Annotated in this window: 17 protein-coding genes; 11 read left to right on the forward strand and 6 right to left on the reverse strand. The window is 62.5% G+C overall.

Annotation, left to right across the window (positions count from 1 at the left end; genetic code table 11):
* Positions 1–278: 278 nt before the first annotated feature.
* The 11 genes from pcaR to pcaC all read left to right on the forward strand — a co-directional run bounded on the left by pcaR (position 279) and on the right by pcaC (position 11,003).
* Complete coding sequence (gene pcaR / locus C4J90_RS06615; RefSeq protein WP_124361666.1) at positions 279–1,121, forward strand: pca regulon transcriptional regulator PcaR; 843 nt, start codon at positions 279–281, stop codon at positions 1,119–1,121.
* Between the two features lie 142 nt (positions 1,122–1,263).
* On the forward strand, positions 1,264–2,604 hold the full coding sequence (locus C4J90_RS06620; RefSeq protein ID WP_124419456.1) for an MFS transporter: 1,341 nt from the start codon (positions 1,264–1,266) through the stop codon (positions 2,602–2,604).
* Positions 2,605–2,812: 208 nt separating this feature from the next.
* Complete coding sequence (locus C4J90_RS06625) at positions 2,813–3,670, forward strand: CoA transferase subunit A (RefSeq protein ID WP_124366160.1); 858 nt, start codon at positions 2,813–2,815, stop codon at positions 3,668–3,670.
* Positions 3,667–4,449, forward strand: a complete 783-nt coding sequence (locus C4J90_RS06630) for a CoA-transferase subunit beta (protein ID WP_177412742.1) — start codon at positions 3,667–3,669, stop codon at positions 4,447–4,449. Before C4J90_RS06625 ends, C4J90_RS06630 begins: the two co-directional genes overlap by 4 nt.
* Complete coding sequence (pcaF, locus tag C4J90_RS06635) at positions 4,446–5,648, forward strand: 3-oxoadipyl-CoA thiolase (protein WP_177413422.1); 1,203 nt, start codon at positions 4,446–4,448, stop codon at positions 5,646–5,648. The genes C4J90_RS06630 and pcaF overlap by 4 nt, the downstream gene beginning before the upstream one ends.
* Positions 5,649–5,665: 17 nt before the next feature.
* On the forward strand, positions 5,666–6,370 hold the full coding sequence (gene pcaH / locus C4J90_RS06640; protein ID WP_124419458.1) for a protocatechuate 3,4-dioxygenase subunit beta: 705 nt from the start codon (positions 5,666–5,668) through the stop codon (positions 6,368–6,370).
* A 1-nt stretch (position 6,371) separates the two neighbouring features.
* Positions 6,372–6,938 carry a protocatechuate 3,4-dioxygenase subunit alpha gene (gene pcaG / locus C4J90_RS06645; RefSeq protein ID WP_124403342.1) on the forward strand — a complete coding sequence of 189 codons (567 nt, stop codon included), beginning with the start codon at positions 6,372–6,374 and terminating at the stop codon, positions 6,936–6,938.
* 186 nt (positions 6,939–7,124) lie between these two features.
* Entirely contained in the window at positions 7,125–8,420 is a 1,296-nt protein-coding gene (locus C4J90_RS06650; RefSeq protein WP_065886164.1) for an MFS family transporter, read from the forward strand.
* Positions 8,421–8,430: 10 nt separating this feature from the next.
* Positions 8,431–9,795 (forward strand): 3-carboxy-cis,cis-muconate cycloisomerase, encoded by a 1,365-nt coding sequence (locus C4J90_RS06655; protein WP_124419459.1) that lies wholly within the window; start codon positions 8,431–8,433, stop codon positions 9,793–9,795.
* 10 nt (positions 9,796–9,805) lie between these two features.
* Positions 9,806–10,597, forward strand: coding sequence for a 3-oxoadipate enol-lactonase (gene pcaD / locus C4J90_RS06660; RefSeq protein ID WP_124419460.1), 792 nt, complete (start codon positions 9,806–9,808; stop codon positions 10,595–10,597).
* A 10-nt stretch (positions 10,598–10,607) separates the two neighbouring features.
* Positions 10,608–11,003, forward strand: a complete 396-nt coding sequence (gene pcaC / locus C4J90_RS06665; protein ID WP_124366168.1) for a 4-carboxymuconolactone decarboxylase — start codon at positions 10,608–10,610, stop codon at positions 11,001–11,003.
* 116 nt (positions 11,004–11,119) lie between these two features.
* On the opposite strand, the gene C4J90_RS06670 is transcribed toward pcaC, so the two are convergent.
* From C4J90_RS06670 to C4J90_RS06700, 6 genes are all read right to left on the reverse strand, one after another.
* Positions 11,120–12,019 (reverse strand): polysaccharide deacetylase family protein, encoded by a 900-nt coding sequence (locus tag C4J90_RS06670; protein WP_124419461.1) that lies wholly within the window; start codon positions 12,017–12,019, stop codon positions 11,120–11,122.
* An 84-nt stretch (positions 12,020–12,103) separates the two neighbouring features.
* Positions 12,104–13,354, reverse strand: coding sequence for an OprD family porin (locus C4J90_RS06675; protein ID WP_124419462.1), 1,251 nt, complete (start codon positions 13,352–13,354; stop codon positions 12,104–12,106).
* A 152-nt stretch (positions 13,355–13,506) separates the two neighbouring features.
* Positions 13,507–15,123: a J domain-containing protein gene (locus tag C4J90_RS06685; protein WP_124419463.1), complete on the reverse strand. Its 1,617-nt coding sequence runs from the start codon at positions 15,121–15,123 to the stop codon at positions 13,507–13,509.
* Positions 15,124–15,134: 11 nt separating this feature from the next.
* Positions 15,135–16,832 carry a molecular chaperone HscC gene (locus tag C4J90_RS06690; protein ID WP_124361679.1) on the reverse strand — a complete coding sequence of 566 codons (1,698 nt, stop codon included), beginning with the start codon at positions 16,830–16,832 and terminating at the stop codon, positions 15,135–15,137.
* 159 nt (positions 16,833–16,991) lie between these two features.
* The gene (gene adeC, locus C4J90_RS06695) at positions 16,992–18,449 is read right to left on the reverse strand and encodes an AdeC/AdeK/OprM family multidrug efflux complex outer membrane factor (protein ID WP_124361680.1); all 1,458 of its coding nucleotides are present in this window, start codon (positions 18,447–18,449) and stop codon (positions 16,992–16,994) included.
* Entirely contained in the window at positions 18,446–21,607 is a 3,162-nt protein-coding gene (locus C4J90_RS06700; protein WP_124366171.1) for an efflux RND transporter permease subunit, read from the reverse strand. The genes adeC and C4J90_RS06700 overlap by 4 nt, the downstream gene beginning before the upstream one ends.
* Between the last annotated feature and the right edge of the window lie 2 nt (positions 21,608–21,609).

Genomic DNA, 21,609 nt, shown 5'->3' on the forward strand with positions numbered 1-21,609 from the left:
TGAATAACGCTATCGGCATAAAGTTAAAAAGCATCAACTTCATATGCGGGTTTTGTTACATCACAACGTAAGTGTTGGCTGAACATATCTATCCACGGTCATCTGGTTTTTCTTCCATAAGGCTTTGAAACAGGCTTGGCCGCTGAAAATTGCGATAATCGAATGATCGTCCGATAATCGCCCAATGTTGCCAGCCCCGTCTTGTACATCTCTACTGGCGCGGCTAGAAATGACAGCCAGCCCTTCTGTGGTTGAAAACAAGAAAAAGGATCCCTGCAATGAACGATCAATTGCGCAATTCTTTCGCGTCCGTGGCGCCGCCGATCGTGGCCTCACCCGCCAAGCGCATCCAGGCCTTCACGGGTGATCCGGACTTCATGACCTCCCTGGCCCGTGGCCTGGCCGTGGTGCAGGCGTTTCAGGAGCGCAAGCGTCACCTGACCATCGCCCAGATCAGCCACCGCACCGAAATCCCCCGCGCCGCCGTGCGCCGTTGCCTGCACACCTTGATCAAACTCGGTTACGCCACCACCGATGGCCGTACCTACTCGTTGCTGCCCAAGGTGCTGACGCTTGGCCATGCGTATCTGTCATCGACGCCCTTGGCCGTGTCGGCCCAGCCTTATCTGGACCGCATGAGCGAACAACTTCACGAAGCCTGCAACATGGCGACCCTCGAAGGCGATGACATTCTGTACATCGCCCGTTCCGCCACCACTCAGCGCCTGATTTCCGTGGACCTTTCCGTGGGCGGCCGCTTGCCGGCGTACTGCACCTCCATGGGCCGTATCCTGCTGGCCGCCCTGGACGATGCCTCGCTGCAGGATTATCTCGACCACGCCGACCTGCAAACCAAGACCAGTCGCACCTTGACCACGCCCGAGGCTTTGTTCGAATGCCTGCAACAGGTTCGTCAGCAAGGCTGGTGCATCGTCGATCAGGAACTGGAGCAGGGCCTGCGCTCCATCGCCGTACCGGTGTACGACGCGTCCGGCCAGGTGTTGGCCGCACTCAATGTCAGTACTCATGCCGGGCGGGTCAGCCGCAGCGAGCTGGAGCAGCGCTTCCTGCCGAGCATGCTCAGCGCCAGCCGCGAGCTGAGTACGCAACTGTTTGCCTAAGTGTTCGGTGACCGCACAGATCCCGGCTTGATCGATTGACGCTGTTTCCCCTGGCTCATTAATGTGCGGCAGCGCTCCCAAGCGCTCCAATAATAACGGCGACCCCCAGTCGCTGACCCGCCATCGGTGTGGAATAAAAATAATGAATCAGCCCTCTGTCGGTACCACCTTGGACGTGCAGTCCTTCATCAACGCCCAGCCGTTGTCGCGTTATCAATGGCGTGTGGTGATCCTGTGTTTCCTGATTGTCTTTCTCGACGGCCTCGACACCGCCGCCATGGGTTTTATCGCGCCCGCGCTGTCCCAGGACTGGGGCATCGACCGCGCCAGCCTTGGTCCGGTGATGAGCGCCGCATTGATCGGCATGGTGTTCGGCGCGCTGGGTTCCGGCCCGCTGGCCGACCGCTTCGGGCGTAAAGGCGTGCTGGTGGGCGCGGTGCTGGTGTTTGGCGCCTTCAGCCTGGCATCGGCGTACAGCAGCAATGTCGACCAACTGCTGGTGTTGCGTTTCCTGACGGGCCTGGGCCTGGGCGCTGGCATGCCCAACGCCACCACGCTGCTTTCTGAATACACCCCCGAGCGGCACAAGTCGCTGCTGGTGACCAGCATGTTCTGCGGCTTCAACCTGGGCATGGCCGGTGGCGGGTTTATCTCGGCCAAGTTGATCCCGGCGTTCGGCTGGCACAGCCTGTTGCTGATCGGCGGCATACTGCCGTTGATCCTGGCCGCCGTGCTGCTGGTGTGGTTGCCGGAATCGGCGCGTTATCTGGTGGTGCGTAACCGTGGCGCCGACAAGGTGCGCAAAACCCTGTCTCCTATTGAGCCCGCTATCGTTGCCCAGGCCAGCGCCTTCAGCGTGCCGGAGCAGAAGACCGTCAAGACACGCAACGTGCTCGCGGTGATTTTCTCTGGCACCTACAGCGCCGGCACCTTGTTGCTGTGGCTCACCTACTTCATGGGCCTGGTGATCGTTTATCTGCTCACCAGTTGGCTGCCAACCCTGATGCGCGACAGTGGCGCCAGCATGGAACAGGCCGCGTTCATCGGCGCGTTGTTCCAGTTTGGCGGCGTATTGAGCGCAGTGGGCGTGGGCTGGGCGATGGACCGGTTCAACCCGCACAAGGTGATCGGCACCTTCTATCTGCTGGCCGGGGTGTTTGCCTACGCGGTAGGGCAGAGCCTGGGCAATATCACCTTACTGGCCACCCTGGTGCTGATGGCCGGGATGTGCGTCAACGGTGCGCAATCGGCGATGCCCTCCCTGGCCGCGCGTTTCTACCCGACCCAAGGCCGCGCCACCGGTGTGTCGTGGATGCTCGGTATTGGCCGTTTCGGTGCAATTCTGGGGGCGTGGATGGGGGCTACCTTGCTGGGCCTGGGCTGGAATTTCGAGCAGGTGCTGACGGCATTGGTAATTCCGGCTGCGCTGGCCACCGCTGCCGTGGTGATCAAAGGCATGGTCAGCCATGCCGACGCGACCTGACGTCTGGCACAGCTAAAAATGTGGGAGGGGGCAAGCCCCCTCCCACATTGGATCGTGTTCGTTGAGGAGATTAGGTAGGCAACAATTCGTTCGATAATCGAACACTGAGTCGATTATCGGATTGTTCCACCCATTTCCCCGGCTTAATCTTCAAGCACTTCGGCGCCACCTCAGCGCCTTTTTCGATCAACACCGGGAGCCCAACCCCATGGCTGAAATTCTCACCCTGCGTGATGCGGTCAAGCGTTTCGTGAGCGACGGCGATACCGTCGCGCTCGAAGGCTTTACTCACCTGATCCCTACAGCCGCAGGTCATGAAATCATTCGTCAGGGCAAAAAAGACCTGACGCTGGTGCGCATGACGCCTGATCTGATCTACGACCAGTTGATCGGTGCCGGCTGTGCGCGCAAGTTGATTTTTTCCTGGGGCGGCAACCCTGGCGTGGGTTCCCTGCATCGCCTGCGCGACGCCGTGGAAAAACACTGGCCGCAGCCGCTGGAGATCGAGGAACACAGCCATGCCGACCTGGCCAATGCCTACGTTGCCGGCGCCTCCGGCCTGCCGTTTGCGGTGTTGCGTGCCTACGCCGGTTCCGACTTGCCCAAGGTCAACCCGCTGATCAAGACGGTCACTTGCCCATTCACCGGCGAGGTGCTGGCGGCAGTCCCGTCGGTACGCCCGGATGTCACGGTGATCCATGCGCAGAAGGCCGACCGCAAGGGCAACGTGCTGCTCTGGGGCATCCTCGGCGTGCAGAAAGAGGCGGCCCTGGCGGCCAAGCGCTGCATCGTCACCGTCGAGGAAATCGTCGATGACCTGAACGCGCCGATGAACAGCTGCGTATTGCCGACCTGGGCCCTGACCGCCGTGTGCCACGTGCCCGGTGGCGCGCATCCGTCCTACGCCCACGGCTACAACGAGCGGGACAACCGTTTCTACCAGGCGTGGGACCCGATTGCCCGCGACCGTGGGACCTTTACCGCCTGGATCGACGAATACATTCACGGCACCGCCGACTTCAGTGAATTCCAGGCCAAGCTGGCCACCGCGCAGGAGGCCAAGTGATGGCTTACTCCACCAATGAAATGATGACCGTCGCCGCCGCGCGTCGCCTCAAGAACGGCTCGGTGTGCTTTGTCGGCATCGGCCTGCCGTCCAAGGCGGCCAACCTGGCGCGCCTGACTTCCTCGCCCGACGTGGTATTGATCTACGAGTCCGGCCCGATTGGCGCCAAGCCATCGGTGCTGCCGCTGTCCATCGGCGACGGTGAGCTGGCCGAAACCGCCGATACGGTGGTACCTACCGGTGAGATCTTCCGCTACTGGCTGCAAGGCGGGCGCATCGATGTGGGCTTTCTTGGCGCGGCTCAGGTTGACCGTTTCGGCAACATCAACACCACCGTGGTCGGCGATTATCACCAGCCCAAGGTGCGTTTGCCGGGGGCCGGCGGCGCGCCGGAGATCGCCGGTTCCGCCAAGAGCGTGTTGATCATCCTTAAACAGTCGTCCCGCTCGTTTGTCGACAAACTGGACTTCATCACCTCGGTCGGCCACGGCGAAGGTGGCGATTCGCGTAAACGCCTGGGCCTGCCGGGCGCCGGTCCCGTCGGCATCATTACCGACCTGTGCATCATGGAGCCGGAGGAGGGCACCCATGAGTTCGTGGTCACCGCGTTGCACCCGGGCGTGACCCGTGAGCAGGTGACAGCGGCGACCGGCTGGGCCATTCGTTTTGCCGAGCAGGTCGAGACCACCGCCGAGCCGACCGAGGTTGAACTGAGCGCGTTGCGTGACCTTGAGGCCCGCACCGCGGCCGCCCATGGCCAAGCGCCGGGAGAAGCCTGATGCGTGATGTCTTTATCTGTGATGCCATTCGAACCCCCATCGGTCGTTTCGGCGGTGGCCTGTCCACGGTGCGTGCCGATGACCTGGCGGCCTTGCCGATCAAGGCACTGATGGAGCGCAACCCGACGGTGGACTGGAATGCCGTTGATGAAGTGTTCCTCGGCTGCGCCAACCAGGCCGGCGAAGACAACCGCAACGTGGCACGCATGGCACTGCTGCTGGCGGGCCTGCCGGAAACTACCCCAGGCGTGACCCTCAACCGCCTGTGCGCCTCGGGCATGGACGCCATCGGCACGGCCTTTCGCGCGATTGCCAGCGGCGAAATGGAGCTGGCGATTGCCGGTGGCGTCGAGTCGATGTCCCGCGCGCCGTTCGTGATGGGCAAGGCCGATGCGGCGTTTTCGCGCACCATGAAACTGGAAGACACCACCATTGGCTGGCGCTTTATCAACCCGTTGATGAAGGCCCAGTACGGCGTGGATGCAATGCCGCAGACCGCCGATAACGTCGCCGACGACTACAGCATTTCCCGCGCCGACCAGGACGCGTTCGCCCTGCGCAGCCAGCAACGTACCGCCGCCGCGCAGGCTGCCGGCTTCTTCGCCGAAGAAATCGTACCGGTGCGGGTCGCCCATAAAAAAGGCGAAACCCTGGTGGAGCACGATGAGCATCCCAGGGACACCACCCTGGAGGCGCTGGCCAAACTCAAACCGGTGAATGGCCCCGACAAAACCGTGACCGCCGGCAATGCCTCAGGTGTCAACGATGGCGCTGCCGCGCTGATCCTGGCCTCTGGCGAGGCGGTGAAAAAACACGGGCTCACCGCCCGCGCCCGGGTACTGGGTATGGCCAGCGCCGGCGTCGCCCCGCGTGTGATGGGCATCGGCCCGGTGCCGGCGGTGCGCAAACTGGTGGAACGATTAGGCCTGGCGGTCACCGATTTTGACGTGATCGAGCTCAACGAAGCCTTCGCCAGCCAAGGCCTGGCAGTGCTGCGCGAGCTGGGCCTCGCCGACGATGCGCCCCAGGTCAACCCCAACGGAGGCGCCATCGCCCTGGGCCATCCCCTGGGCATGAGCGGCGCGCGGTTGGTACTGACCGCCCTGCATCAGCTGGAAAAAACCGGCGGCCGTAAAGGCCTGGCGACTATGTGTGTGGGCGTCGGCCAAGGCCTGGCCCTGGCGATTGAACGCATCTAACAAGAGAGGATTGCTCCATGAGTGACAAGCCCGGTTACCGGCGCCCGCAAGCGGGCACTCAACCTGATTACCTGCACCCGGCCTATCAGTCGACGAACCTGCGTTCGCCGTCCCAGCCGTTGGTGTTCCTGCCCCATTCCTTGTCGGAAATCACCGGCCCGACCATCGGTGCCGAGCGCATCGATGCCAAGGACAACGACCTCACCGCCCAGCATGAAGGCGAGCCCCAGGGCGAGCGCATCATCATTCATGGGCGTGTGCTGGACGAGAACGGCCTGCCGGTGCCGGGCATCCTCGTGGAGATCTGGCAAGCCAACGCCGCCGGTCGCTACAACCACAAGCGCGACCTGCACGATGCGCCGCTGGACCCGAACTTCAGCGGCACCGGGCGCACCGTCACCGACGCCGACGGCTGGTACCAGTTCCAGACCATCAAGCCCGGCGCCTACCCGTGGGGCAACCACCACAACGCCTGGCGCCCGGCGCATATCCACTTTTCGCTGTTCGGCCCGAGTGTGCTGACGCGCCTGGTCACGCAAATGTATTTCCCCGGTGACCCGCTGCTGGAATACGACCCGATCTACAACTGTGTGCCGGACACCCGCGCCAAGCAGCGCTTGATCGCCAGTTTCGACCTGGAAAAAACCATTCCTTCCTATGCCCTCGGCTACCGCTGGGACATCGTCCTGCGCGGCCGCGACGCCACGCCGATGGAGAAATGAGATGAGCCTTTACGCAACCACGTCCCACACCGTCGGGCCGTATTACCACATCGGTCTGACCTGGCTTAACCGCGAAGACCTGACCGTCGCCGCCACCCTCGGCGAGCGCGTGGCGATCAGCGGGCAGGTGCTGGACGGTAACGGTGAGGTGGTCAACGACGCCATGCTTGAGGTCTGGCAAGCGAACGCCGCCGGCAAGTACGCCCACCCTGAAGACGAGCAGGACAAAGCGCTGGACCCGCACTTTGAAGGCTTCGGCCGCGTGCCGGTGGACGCCGAAGGGCGCTTTCGCTTTACCACGATCAAGCCTGGCAGCGTGCCGGGGCTTAAGGGCACGACCCAGGCGCCGCATCTGGTCGTGCTGGTGTTTGCCCGTGGTTTGGTGAAGCACCTGCTGACGCGGATTTATTTTGACGGTGAAGCGTTGAATGGGGATGACCCGCTGCTGGCGTGTGTGCCGGCTGAGCGGCGCGGTACCTTGATTGCCAAGCCGGATGCGGCGGGTGTGCATCAGTGGAATGTGATTTTGCAAGGGACAGATAAGGAAACGGTGTTCTTCGATTACTGAGTTGGCTGGAGGGCCTCATCGGGGGCAAGCCCCCTCCCACATTTTGACCGCGCCGCCTATCAAGTGTGGGAGGGGGCTTGCCCCCGATAGGGCCCTCCCAGGCAACACTGTCCGAAAAGTCTGCTTGCGGAACATGGTTGTTGCCAAGTATGTCTAGGCTATAACCGTTCCCATTGAGTAAAAACCATGACAACAAAAACCAGTCACTACACCGGAGAAGAACGCAGCAAACGGATTTTTGCGATTGTCGGTGCTTCCTCCGGCAACCTGGTCGAATGGTTCGACTTCTACGTCTATGCCTTCTGCGCCATCTACTTCGCCCCGGCGTTTTTTCCGTCGGACGACCCCACCGTTCAACTGCTCAACACCGCGGGCGTATTCGCCGCCGGGTTCCTGATGCGCCCCATCGGCGGCTGGCTGTTCGGCCGGGTGGCCGACAAGCATGGCCGCAAGAACTCAATGATGATCTCGGTGCTGATGATGTGCGCCGGCTCCCTGGTCATCGCCTTCCTGCCCACTTACAAGGATATCGGCGCCTGGGCCCCGGCGCTGCTGTTGGTGGCGCGGCTGTTCCAGGGGTTGTCGGTGGGTGGCGAATACGGCACCACGGCCACCTACATGAGCGAAGTGGCGCTCAAGGGCCAGCGCGGTTTCTTCGCCTCGTTCCAGTACGTGACCCTGATCGGCGGGCAGTTGCTGGCGGTGCTGGTGGTGGTGATCCTGCAACAGATCCTCACCGAAGAAGAGTTGCGCGCCTGGGGCTGGCGGATTCCGTTCGTGATCGGCGCCATTGCGGCGGTGATCTCCCTGCTGCTGCGTCGCACCCTCAAGGAAACCACCAGCAAGGAAATGCGTGAAGACAAGGACGCCGGCAGTATCGTCGCGCTGTTCCGTGACCACGGCAAAGCGTTCATCACGGTGCTGGGCTACACCGCCGGCGGCTCGTTGATTTTCTATACCTTCACCACCTACATGCAGAAGTACCTGGTGAACACCGTCGGTATGCACGCCAAGACGTCCAGCTACATCATGACCGGCGCGCTGTTTCTATACATGTGCATGCAACCGCTGTTCGGCATGCTGGCCGACAAGATCGGCCGCCGCAATTCCATGCTCTGGTTCGCTGGCCTCGGCACGCTGTTCACGGTGCCGATCCTGCTGACCCTGAAAACCGTCACCAGTCCGTTCCTGGCCTTTGTCCTGATTACCCTGGCCCTGGCGATCGTCAGCTTCTACACCTCGATCAGCGGCCTGGTCAAAGCGGAGATGTTCCCGCCCCAGGTGCGTGCGCTGGGCGTGGGCCTGGCGTACGCCGTGGCCAACGCGGTATTCGGCGGTTCGGCGGAAGTGGTCGCGTTGAGCCTGAAGTCCATCGGTATGGAAAACACCTTCTACTGGTACGTCACCGCGATGATGGCGGTGGCGTTCCTGTTCAGCTTGCGTCTGCCCAAGCAGGCTGCTTATTTGCACCATGATTTGTAAGGGATGAGCTATGACACTGCGCACGAGCAACCAACTGTTCGACGCTTACTTCACCGCTGACAACATGGCCGAGGTGTTCTGCGACCAGGGCCGCTTGCAGGGCATGCTGGATTTCGAGGCCGCACTGGCCCGGGCCGAGGCCCAGGTCGGGCTGATCCCGCAGGCCGCCGTGGCACCGATTGCCCAGGCCTGCCTGGCCTCGTTGTATGACGTGGACGCGCTCAGCGTGGCGATTGCCACGGCGGGTAACTCGGCGATTCCATTGGTCAAGGCGCTGGGCAAGCTGATTGCCGAGGCAGATGCCGGGGCCGAGCGCTATGTGCACCTGGGCGCCACCAGCCAGGATGTGATGGACACCGGCCTGGTGGTGCAACTGCGCCGCGCGCTGGGGTTGATCGAAGCGGACTTGGCGCGCCTGGGCGATGTGTTGGCCGCCCAGGCGCAGCGGCATGCGTCGACACCTTTGGCTGGCCGCACCTGGCTGCAACACGCCACGCCCGTCACCCTGGGGATGAAAATCGCCGGCTGGCTGGGTGCGGTAACGCGCAATCGCCAGCGGCTGGTGGAATTGAAACCGCGTTTGCTGGTGCTGCAATTTGGCGGGGCCTCGGGCACCCTGGCCGCGCTCGGCGAGCAGGCCATGCCGGTGGCGCAAGCCTTGGCCGCCGAGCTGCAACTGGCCTTGCCCGAACAGCCCTGGCACACGCAACGTGATCGCCTGGTGGAGTTCGCCAGCGTGCTGGGCCTGATCGCCGGCAGCCTTGGCAAGCTGGGCCGCGATATCAGCCTGTTGATGCAAACCGAAGCGGCGGAAGTGTTCGAGCCCTCGGCGCCGGGCAAGGGCGGTTCGTCAACCATGCCCCATAAGCGCAACCCCGTCGGCGCCGCCGTGCTGATCAGCGCCGCGACCCGCGTTCCCGGTCTGGTGTCGACGCTGTTCAGTGCCATGCCCCAGGAGCATGAACGCAGCCTGGGACTGTGGCATGCCGAATGGGAAACCTTGCCCGAGATCTGCCGATTGGTATCGGGTGCACTGCAACAGGCGCTGCTGCTCAGCGAAGGCCTGGAGGTGGATGCCGCGCGCATGGCCCGCAACCTCGACCTGACCCAGGGCCTGGTGCTGGCCGAAGCCGTCAGCATCCTGCTGGCCCAACGCCTGGGCCGTGAAACCGCGCATCACCTGCTGGAGCAGTGCTGCAAGCGCGCCGTCACCGAACAGCGCCATTTACGTGCTGTGCTGGCGGACGCGCCGCAGATCACCGCCGAGCTGTCTTCGGCCGAACTGGACCGTTTGCTCGACCCGGCCAACTACTTGGGCCAGGCTCAGACCTGGGTTAGCCGCGCCGTGACCGAACACTTTGGATTGACTGCGTAAGGAGACCGCTGTGGCTTTCGTACAACTCGCCGAGGGCGAACTGCATTACCAACTCGATGGGCCCGTCGATGCGCCGGTATTGGTGCTGTCCAATTCCCTGGGCACCGACCTGCATATGTGGGACATCCAGATCCCGGCGTTCACCGAGCATTTTCGTGTGCTGCGCTTCGACACCCGTGGCCATGGCAAGTCCCTGGTCACCGCAGGGCCCTACAGCATCGAACAACTGGGCCAGGATGTGCTCGCGTTGCTGGATGCGCTGGATATTCAGCGTGCGCATTTTTGCGGGTTGTCCATGGGCGGGCTGATCGGCCAGTGGCTGGGCATCAACGCAGGAAAGCGGCTGCACCGCCTGGTGCTGTGCAACACCGCCGCCAAGATCGGCACGCCAGAGGTGTGGAACCCGCGCATCGACATGGTCTTGCGCGATGGCGCGGCGGCAATGGTCGCGCTGCGCGATGCCTCGATTGCACGCTGGTTCACCGCCGATTTTGCCGCCGCCCATCCCCACCAGGCCAAGCAGATCACCGACATGCTCGCGGCCACTTCGCCCGAGGGCTATGCCGCCAACTGCGCGGCGGTGCGTGATGCCGATTTCCGTGAGCAGTTGGCGTCGATCAAGGTACCGACCCTGGCGATTGCCGGCACGGAAGACGCGGTAACACCGCCGGCCGGCAGCCACTTTATCCAGAACCATGTACAGGGCGCCGAATACGCCGAGTTCTATGCGGCGCACCTGTCCAATGTCCAGGCCGGCGCTGCCTTCAGCGACCGCGTCATTGAATTTCTGCTGGGCCGCTGAGGAGCTTTTCGTGGACGAGAAACAACGTTATGCCGAAGGTCTGCAAGTGCGCCGCGACGTGCTGGGCGACGCCCATGTCGAGCGCAGCCTCAACGCGCTGACCGAATTCAACAGTGAGTTCCAGGAAATGATCACCCGCCATGCCTGGGGCGACATCTGGACCCGTCCTGGCTTGCCCCGGCACACCCGCAGCCTGATCACCATTGCCATGCTGATCGGCATGAACCGCACAGAAGAGTTGAAGCTGCATCTACGTGCCGCCGCGAGCAACGGCGTGACCCGCGCCGAAATCAAGGAAGTGCTGATGCAGAGCGCGATCTACTGCGGCATACCGGCGGCGAATGCGACGTTTCATCTGGCCGAGTCGGTGTGGGATGAGTTGGGTGTCGAATCACGCGAGACCTGACTCTGGAACACAGGCAAATGTGGGAGGGGGCTTGCTCCCGATGACGGTGTGTCAGTCAGCAGATGTAGTGGCTGAACCACCGCTATCGGGAGCAAGCCCCCTCCCACATTCAGGCATCAACGCATATCGGCATCCCACACCCAATTCCACACCCCCGGCAGATGCACCGGCTCGTTCACATCCTTGACCGTGCGTGCCAGCGCCGCGTGTTGCAGCGCAGCGGTGTCGGTGTAGAACGGCTCGGCAGCGGTAGTCATCCCGTTGATGCGTGCACTGTCCATCAGGATCTGCAGATATTCCTGCATATGCCGTGCGGTGTAGCGGTTGATGTCGTGGAAAGTCACCACCACCGGTATCACGCCGTCCACCGACGGTAACTCGCCCAGGGCTATGCGTTCACGCACCACCGACAGCTGCCGGTACAGGTTGGCGCGGCGGCGCGGGCTGGCGTTGAAGCCCCAGATTTTGCCGTCATTGGCACTCAGGTCGGTCAGCAATACGCGCATGCCGTGGCGCTGGTAGGCGGCGAAGGTGCGGCGGTCATAGTTCCAGAACGGTGGTCGCACCAGCAGGGGCGGTGTGCCGGTGATGGCGGCAATGTGCGCGGCGCCTTCGGTGAGTGTGCGTTCCAGCTCGGCATCGTTCAGCCAGCGGTGGTTGGTGTGAAACGCCGTCGCCGTATGGAAGGCCAGGACATGGCCGGCGGCGTACTCGCGCTCCATGGTCTTGCGCCCCCGGGCGCTGCCGCCGGAGCGTGCCGCTTCGGTCTGCAGGAAGAACACCGCCTTGATCCCTGGCAGCACCGGGTTGTGCGCCAGGTCGGCTATCACCGAACGGCTCGGGTTGTTGTACCCCGATGCGCTGGGGCCGTCATCGAAGGTCAGCAGGAAGCGGATCGGCGCCTGGGCCTGCAGGCGTTGCTCGGTCTGCGGCGTCAGGGCGATGGGCGCGCCGATACAGCCGGGCAGGCCCAGGGCCAGGGCAAACACTGCGAGTGCTGTAGCGAAGGTTTTCATGCTGTGCGCGGGCCCGAATAAAAGGCCGCTGCTGGGGCGATCAGCAGCGGCAGGCGCGCACCATACAGTAACTGCGGCGCCGGTTTACAGCAGACTTATCGGGTAGCTGACGATCAACCGGTTTTCATCGAACTCATTGTTGCTGTAGTCGCGACGCATGCTGGAGTTGCGCCAGCGCAGGGTGAGGTTTTTCAGGCTGCCGCTTTGCACGGTGTAGCCCAATTCGCTTTCGCGGCCCCATTCCTTGCCGTCGGTCACCGTGCCGGTGTGCACGTTGCTGCCGCTGATATAGCGGTTCATCAAGGTCAGGCCGGGTACGCCAAGGGCGGCGAAGTTGTAGTCGTGGCGCACTTGCCAGGATTTTTCCTCGGCGTTGTCGTAGCTCGCGTTATAGCTGTCGTTGGCCAGGGTGCCGCCGCTGGTGCCGTTGACCCGCATCCAGGCGCTGTCGCCGGTGAGCTTTTGCAGGCCGACGTAAAAGGTGTTGCCACCGTGGCGGGCCGATAACAAGCCGGACCAGGTCTTGTTGTCCAGGCTGCCGGCGCGGGCGCTGCCGTCGTCCTTGCCGTAGAAGAACCCCAGGTTGGCGCCCAGGGTCCAGTCGCCCGCCGGCTGGCTGTGGATCAGATTGACGAATTGCTGGCGGTAGACGTCCTTGAGCTGGGCATTCCATACGCCGACTTGCGTGCGTTTTTCGTTGAAGGCGTATTCGGCGCCCTGGAAATTGAAGCGGTCGGAGGTGAACGCAGGTTTGCCGGTCATCGACATGTCGCCCATGCTGCTGTCGTCGCGCGGGCTGTTGGCACGGAACTGACCGCCATATAGGGTCAGGCCCTCGATTTCCTTGGATGTGATTTGCCCGCCACGCAGGGTTTGCGGCAGTGAGCGGCCATCGTCCGCGCGCAGGATCGGCAGCACCGGCATCCATTCGCCGACTTTCACCTCCGTCTTCGAAAAACGCGCCTTGAACGCTACGCCCAGGCGCCCGAACTCATCGGCCGGTCGGCCGTCGTGGTCCAGCGGCAATAACTGAGTGCCGCCGGTGCCGCGCCCGCCATCGAGCTTGAGCGAGTACAGGCCCAGCACGTCCACCCCGAAGCCGACCGTGCCCTGGGTGAACCCGGACTTGGCGTCGAAGATGAAACTTTGCGTCCACTCCTGCGCGCCGCCCTGGGTTTTGGTCGGGTTGGTGTAGTTGCGATTGAAGAAGAAATTGCGCAGGTTGAGGTTGGCGCTGGCATCTTCGAGAAAGCCGTGTTCTTCGGCGACCACGGGGAGGGCAAGACTGGCGACCGCAGTTGCCAGCAACAGCCGGCGCGGGTGGAAAGTGCTCATGGTTTCGAACCTGTTGTTATTGGGTTTATGCAGGTGGCGGCCATGGTGCGCGGCGGTGCGGGGGCGATGAAAGTGGGGGAGAGCGGGTTGTGGGCGATGATCGAACGCAAGTTACCGAGCCTGAGCGTTGCACCCAGGCCCGGCTGGCGAGGTCAGCGTAGCGGCAGGTTGAGGTGGGTCCAGGGCACGGTCGGCAGGTAATACTGGGCGGCGAGGATTGCCGCCACCATCACTACCAGGAACACCGCTTGCTGCGGGCTCCAGAATGCCCAGTGCAAGCCGTTCACCCACGGGTACTGGCTGGCTTTGGCGCTCATCTGGCCGATGCGCCTTGTGTGCAGCAGGTTGATCAGCACCATCCCGGCGTAGGTCACCATACCCAGTACGCCCAGTATCGCCCCGCAGGCCAGCAGCATGCACAGCTGGGGGACGCCATGGCGTAGCACCAGCCAGTATCCGTTGGGATTGAGTCGCTTGGGGATCAGGCGCTGGCTCAGCCACAGGTCTTGAACAATAAGAGACCAGCTCGTGGCGACCCACATCTGGGTGAGGCGAAAACTGATCGCCGCCGGTACGATCGACAACGCCAGCATTATCACCGTCGCGCTAGCATCCAGCTTTGCGGATTCGTCGTGGATCAGGTTCAGGCCCGTCCCCAAGGCGAAGATTGCCCACAGTCGGATAAACGCCTGGACGTAGATCGGTCGGGCCATGAATTTGCGCCAGAAAAACGCGTCGGCCTCAGGCAGTCGCTCCAGCAGTTGCGGGTAGCGCCACGTCAAGGTTTCGCCGAGTTGCTGACACGCGTTCCAGTGGGCCTCGCTGAAGCCCTTGATCAGGCGCAGTTGTTCTGTCGCAGACATCGGTGTCAGCAGCAAGCGCGCGGCCTGGGCGTCGACGGACATGCGGCGGGTGTCCTGGGCCTTTTCCTGACGGTTGGTGTAGAAGCTTTCCTGCTCGCAGCGCGACACCAGCTCGCGCCATAGCCAGGCGGGCTCCGGGTGGATGCCTTGCTGGTCGTCCCAGCCAAACGCCTGACACACGCGCTCGAACAGTGGCACGCTCCATTGGGAGTCGTGCAGCAGGCGCAGAATGCTCTGCTGCCATTGTTGCTGCAGGTCGAATATTCGCAGCCAGGGCTGGCTGTTGTACTGGGTCAACGCGGTGATGAACTCGCGCTCGGCTTTTTGCTCCAGCAGTGTTTGCAGATGATGATGGTATTCCTGCTGCAATTGGCTGACGAGTGCCTGGTGTTGCCACGGCGGCATGCTCACGCGTTGCCAGGGCGTCAGCCATTCCAGGTGTTGCATCGCCCAATGGACGATGGCGCTGCGCTCGCCAGGTGCTTCGAAGCAATGGCGCAACAGCCCGGCCTGAAAGGCGTCGCCACAACCCTGCCGCTGGGCCTGGGCCCAACGTTCATCGAGATTTTGCGGATCAACGCCCTGGAGCAGGGCGTGTGCCGGGTCCGGTTCGCGGGCGTCAAGAGGCGCCGGACGCAGCGTGCTCACGTCCATTAATTCGGCCAGGTCGTTGAAGTGGCCATGGCTTTGTTCGACGACGTCAGCCTGGCGCTCCTCTTCTTCCTCCTGCTGATGCTCGGCTTGCCAGCGCGAAGAGCTCAGCGCTTGCTCATAGGCTTCGCGCAAGCGCTGGAAACCCTCGGCATCTTCGTCCGGGCGACAGCTTTTGATCAGCCGCGCGTAAGTGCGTTTGATCGTACGTTCGTCGGCATCATCGGCCAGTTGCAATACTGTCCAGCAGTCCATGTCGTTAAGCCTCAGCGCCAGAACCCGTTATCGAGTTGCTCAAGTTGTCGGGTCAGTTCGCTGCGGGCCTCGCGGATGCGGCGTTCGTCCTGGGTATCGAGCACTTGCTGGAATTGCGCGGCCCAGTGGCCCAGTTGCTGGCGCAAGTCGCCCAGGCTTTCCTGGTAGAGGCGTTCGAGGCGGGCGGTCAGCACCGTGTTGACCTGCTGGTCGCGCGGATGAATCTTCAACAGTGCCAGGGCTTGCAGGCGTTGCTGGATTTCCTGCGGGCTGAGCACGCCCGGGTTGTTCTCAATCACCAGCGAATGCTGCTCGCCCGTCAATGGGATGCTCACCTGGGCTTCGAGCAGACCGTTGTTGTCGTAGGTGAAGCGCACGTCCAGCGAGACCTCGCCGGCCTTGCGCTTGGGTACCGGGATTTCCAGTTGGCCCAGCTCGATGTTGTCTTTCACTAGGCGGCTTTCGCCCTGATAGATTTTCAGCAGCACGCGCGACTGATCGTCGGAAAGGGTGACCACGCTTTTAACCCGGCTCACCGGTACGCTGCTATTGCGTTCGATCAGCGGCAGGTAATGGCCGCTTTCGATGTGGCTGCCGTACTGGTTGGCGGTTTCGATACCCAGGGTGTACGGGCATACGTCAGTCAACACGACTTCTTCCAGCGCCGCGGATCGGGCCTTGAGCGCCGCCTGAATCGCCGCGCCATGGGCGACTACCTGGTCTGGATCAAGGCTGATGGACGGGAAGCGCCCGAACAGACTGGCGGCGAGTTTGCGCACCAGCGGCATGCGCGTGGTGCCGCCCACCAGCAGGATTTCATCAAGATCGCCCACACGAATGCGCGCATCGCGTAGCGCCCGTTCAATCGGCGCACGCAGGCGTTCGAGCAGGGGCGTATAGAGCTTGGCCAGTTCCTGTTGGGTGATGGTTTTCACCCATTGCTGGCCGTCGACACGCAAGGCGAAGTCGGCGCTGTCGTCCTGGCCCAATGCCTTGCGCACGCGCTCGGCTTCGCGGCGCAGGGCCTGCAGTACACTGCTGGTGGGTGGGAAACCCTGGGTGTTGCGCTGGCTGTCGACGAAGTGTTCCAGCAACAGCGTGTCGAAGTCTTCGCCGCCGAGGAAGTTGTCCCCCGCGCTGGCGCGCACTTCCATTACCCCGTCGAACAGCTCGATGATCGACACGTCGAACGTACCGCCACCCAGGTCGAATACGAGGAATGACGTTTCCTTGTCACGCTGATGCAGGCCGTAGGCGAGGGCGGCGGCGGTGGGTTCGTTGATCAGTTTTTCAACCGTGAGCCCGGCCAGTTCACCGGCGATACGCGTGGCCTTGCGCTGGCCGTCGCTGAAATACGCGGGCACGCTGATCACGGCTTCGGTGACGGTATGCCCGTAGGTGCGCTCGATGTCTTCCTTCAGGCTTTTGAGCACCAGTGCCGAGAGTTCTTCCGGGCGGAACGAGCGGTCACCCAGACGGACTTCGGTGGCACTGCCCATATAGCGCTTGAACAGCGAGGTGGTCAGATGCGGGTGGGTATGCAGGCGCTCTTTGGCAGCCTGGCCTACCAGGACACGGCCCTGATCATCCAGCCCGACCACACTGGGGGTCAGCAACTGGCCAAGGGCATTGGGCACCAATTCTGCGGCATCACCGCGCCAGACGGCGGCCAGACTGTTGGTGGTCCCCAAGTCGATTCCTACGATCATTACGACAAGCTCCCTTTGTGGTCTGTAAGAATCTGTTACCAATTTTACCCTGAACGGTTCAAGAAAAAGCAAGCCCAGCTCCCACAGGGGGCCGACGTTGTTAATTCAAGGGCATAAAAAAACCGCTTCCGGTAAGGGAAGCGGTTTTTTGCCGCGCTATTAGAACAACTTCAGCGGCGGTGCTTCTTCTTTCACTGGCTCGTTCTTCGCGGTCTGCTCGTTCCAGCCACCGCCGAGGGCCTTGTACAGGTTGACCTCGCTGGTCAGCTGCGCCAGGCGGTCGGTGATCAGCGATTGCTGGGCACTGAACAGTTGGCGCTGGGCATCGAGGAAGGTCAGGTTGCTGTCCACACCGATGCGGTAGCGACGCTCGGCCAGGCGGTAATAGTCCTGGTTGGCGGCGACGAAGCCACGTTGTGCATCCAGTTGCTGCTTGTAGGTCGCACGCGCGGCGAGGCCGTCGGAGACTTCCTGGAAGCCGGTCTGGATGGCCTTCTCGTAGTTGGCCACGTTGATCTCTTTCTGGATCTTCGAGTAGTCCAGGCTTGCGCGCAGGCTACCGGCGTTGAAGATCGGGATGTTGATCTGCGGCGCGAAGGACCAGGTGCCCGAGCCGCCCTTGAACAGACCGCCCAGGTTCGGGCTGGCGGTACCGGCGCTGGCGGTCAGGCTGATGCTCGGGAAGAACGCCGCGCGGGCCGCACCGATGTTCGCGTTGGCGGCCTTGAGGTTGTACTCGGCCTGAACGATGTCGGGACGCCGTTGCAGCAGGTCCGACGGCAAGCCAGCGGGTACTTCGCTGAGCAGGTCATCCGACAAAGGCTTGCTGGCGATATTCGCCGGCAGGCCGGTGCCCAACAGCAGGGTCAGGCTGTTTTCGTCCTGGGCCACCTGGCGCGTATAGCGGGCCAGCTGCACGCGGGCGTTTTCCACCGAGGTGCGCGCCTGGCTGAGGTCGAGGGCCGAGGCCACGCCGACTTCGTTGCTGCGCGAGGTGAGCTTGAAGCTCTGCTCGAACGCGCCGAGAGTGTCCTGGGTCAGCTTGAGCAGTTCCTTGTCGGCCTGCCAGGTCAGGTAGGCATTCGCCACACTGGCCACCAGGCTGATCTGGGTGCTGCGCCGCGCTTCTTCGGTGGCGAAGTATCTCTGCAGCGCTTCTTCACTCAGGCTGCGCACGCGACCGAACAGGTCCAGCTCATAAGAGCTGATCCCCAGGCCTGCCGAATACTGGCTGGCGATGGTCGATTCGCCGGTCTGCGACAGGCGCGCCGGAGTACGCGAACGGCTGCCGCTGCCAGTGGCCGAGACGGCCGGGAACAGGTCGGCACGCTGGATCTGGTACTGCGCCGCATACGCGTCGATGTTCAGGGCCGCGACGCGCAGGTCACGGTTGTTCACCAGCGCAGTCTGGATCAGCTGTTGCAGGGCAGGGTCATGGAAAAACTGCTTCCAGCCTTGCTCGGCGGCAGCCTGGCCCGGCGCCTGGGCCGACGAGTACGCCGGCCCCTGCGGGAACTGCGCCGCTACCGGCGCTTCGGGGCGCTGGTAGTCAGGGATCAGCGAGCAGCCACTGAGCACGAATGCGGTGACGGCTAAGGAAAGTAGCGACTTGCTCATTGGCCAGCCTCTTTAGGAGTTTGCTTGGTTTCAGTCTTTTTACGCTCGCCAGCGGAGGACACGGTTGCGTAGAACAATGGCACCCAGAAGATCGCCAGCACGGTGGCCGTGATCATACCGCCGATTACGCCGGTACCGATCGCATGCTGGCTGCCTGAGCCGGCGCCGGTGGAAATCGCCAGCGGCAATACGCCGAGCACGAACGCCATGGACGTCATGATGATCGGGCGCAGACGCATGCGGGACGCCTCGATGGCCGCCTCGACGATGCCCTTGCCCTGCTCGTGAAGCTCCTTGGCGAACTCCACGATCAGGATGGCGTTTTTCGCCGCCAGACCCACCGTCACCAGCAAGCCCACCTGGAAGAACACGTCGTTGGACAAGCCGCGCATGCTGGTGGCGATCAGCGCACCGATCACACCCAGTGGCACCACCAGGATTACCGCGATCGGAATCGACCAGCTTTCGTACAGTGCCGCAAGGCACAGGAACACCACCAGCAGCGACAAGGCGTACAGCGCAGGCGCCTGGGAGCCGGACAGACGTTCTTCGTACGACAGGCCTGTCCACGCGTAACCGATGCCGGCCGGCAGTTCCTTGGCAATGCGCTCGACTTCCGCCATCGCGTCACCGGTACTGTAGCCAGGCGCCGGCGTGCCGAGGATTTCCATCGCCGCTACACCGTTATAACGCGAGAGCTTCGGCGAGCCGTAGATCCACTTGCCCGACGAAATGGCCGACAGTGGCACCATTTTCCCGGAGTCGGCGCGCACGTACCATTTGTCCAGGTCTTCCGGCGACATACGGCTGGCCGCATCACCCTGCACATACACCTTCTTCACACGACCACGGTCGATGAAGTCGTTGATGTAGCTACCGCCCAAGGCGATGGCCAGGGTCTGCTGGATGTCCGAGAGGCTGATGCCCTGGGCGCTGGCTTTCTCGTCATCGACGGTCAGTTCGTACTGCGGCTCATCGTTCACGCCGTTGGGCCGCACGCCTGCCAGTATCTTGCTTTGGGCTGCCGCACCGAGGAACTGGTTACGGGCTGCCATCAGCTTGTCATGGCCGACACCACCCTGGTCTTGCAGGAACACGTCGAAGCCGGTGGCGTTACCCAATTCCAGAACCGACGGCGGCACGATGGCAAAAACCATGGCGTCCTTGAAGGTCTGCATGAAGTAGCCCTGGGCGCGCTTGGCAATCTCGAATACCGACGTGGACGCATCACGCTCGTCCCACGGCTTGAGCATCACGAAGGCCAGACCCGAGCTTTGACCACGACCGGCAAAGTTGAAGCCGTTCACGGTGAACACCGATTTCACACCCTTGCCTTCGCCTGGCTCGCCTTCCTTGTCATGCAGCAGGAAGGCCCGCATGTCGTCGATGACTTTTTGCGTGCGTTCCGCCGAGGAGCCTACCGGTGTCTGCACCTGGGCAAAGATCACGCCCTGGTCTTCTTCAGGCAGGAACGCGCTTGGAATACGGGTGAACATCCAGATCATGCCGGCCAGGATCAGCACATACACCAGGAAGGCCGGGATTTTGTGCTTGATCATCGCGCCCACGCCGCGCTCGTACTTGAGTACGCCGCTGTCGAAGGTGCGGTTGAACCAGCCAAAGAAGCCGCGCTTGGGTTGGCCGTGTTTTTCCGGGTCGATCGCCTTGAGCATGGTGGCGCACAGGGCTGGGGTGAAGATCAGGGCAACCAGTACCGACAACGCCATCGCCGACACGATCGTGATGGAGAACTGGCGGTAGATCACACCGGTGGAACCGCCGAAGAAGGCCATCGGCAGCAGTACCGCCGACAGTACCAGGGCAATACCCACCAGGGCGCCCTGGATCTGGCCCATGGACTTGATCGTCGCTTCCTTGGGCGACAGGTGTTCCTCGGCCATTACCCGTTCGACGTTTTCCACCACGACGATGGCATCGTCCACCAGCAAGCCGATGGCCAGGATCATGCCGAACATGGTCAGGGTGTTGATGGTGAAGCCGAACGCCGCCAGGATCCCGAAGGTACCCAGCAATACCACCGGTACGGTCATGGTGGTGATGATGGTGGCGCGGAAGTTCTGCAGGAACAGAAACATCACCAGGAACACCAGCACGATCGCTTCGACCAGGGTGTGCACCACACCGGAGATCGATTCGGTCACCACCGGGGTCGTGTCGTACGGCACCACGGCTTTCATGCCCGGCGGGAAGAACGGTTCCAGGGACGCCACGGTAGCGCGGATCGCTTTACCGGTGTCCAGGGCGTTCGCACCGGCTGCCAGCTTGATCGCCATACCGGAGGCCGGCTTGCCGTTGAACTGTGCACTGATGCTGTAGTTCTGGCCGCCCAGTTCGATACGCGCAACGTCGCCCAAGCGCACTTGGGAACCGTCGGCGTTCACCTTCATCAGGATCTTGGCGAACTCTTCAGCGCTTTGCAGGCGGGTCTTGCCAATGATGGTGGCGTTCAGCTGCGTGCCGGGCAGGGCAGGCAGGCCGCCCAGTTGGCCGGTGGCCACCTGCACGTTCTGGGCCTTGATGGCGTTGCTGACATCCACCGGGGTCAGCTGGAAGTTGTTCAGCTTGGCCGGGTCGAGCCAGATACGCATGGCGTACTGCGAACCGAATACCTGGAAGTCACCCACACCCGAAGTACGGGAGATCGGGTCCTGGATGTTGGACACGATGTAGTTGGAAAGGTCGTCCTTGGTCATGCTGCCGTCTTCCGACACCAGACCGATCACCATCAGGAAGTTCTTCACCGACTTGGTCACGCGGATACCCTGCTGCTGCACTTCTTGCGGCAGCAGTGGGGTCGCCAGGTTCAGCTTGTTCTGCACCTGGACCTGAGCGATGTCCGGGTTGGTACCCTGGTTGAACGTCGCGGTGATGGTCATGCTGCCGTCGGAGTTACTGTCCGAGGCCACATAGCGCAGGTTGTCGATACCGTTGAGCTGTTGCTCGATGACCTGCACCACGGTGTCCTGCACGGTTTGTGCGGACGCGCCTGGGTAGGTCACCTGGATATCAATAGCGGTTGGCGCAATGGCCGGGTATTGGTTGATGGGCAACTTCAGGATCGACAGTGCCCCGACCAGCATGATTACCAGGGCAATTACCCAGGCAAAAATGGGACGGTCGATAAAAAATTTCGACATGG

The sequence above is a fragment of the Pseudomonas sp. R2-60-08W genome (assembly GCF_003852335.1).
In the GTDB taxonomy this organism is placed as follows: Bacteria; Pseudomonadota; Gammaproteobacteria; order Pseudomonadales; family Pseudomonadaceae; genus Aquipseudomonas.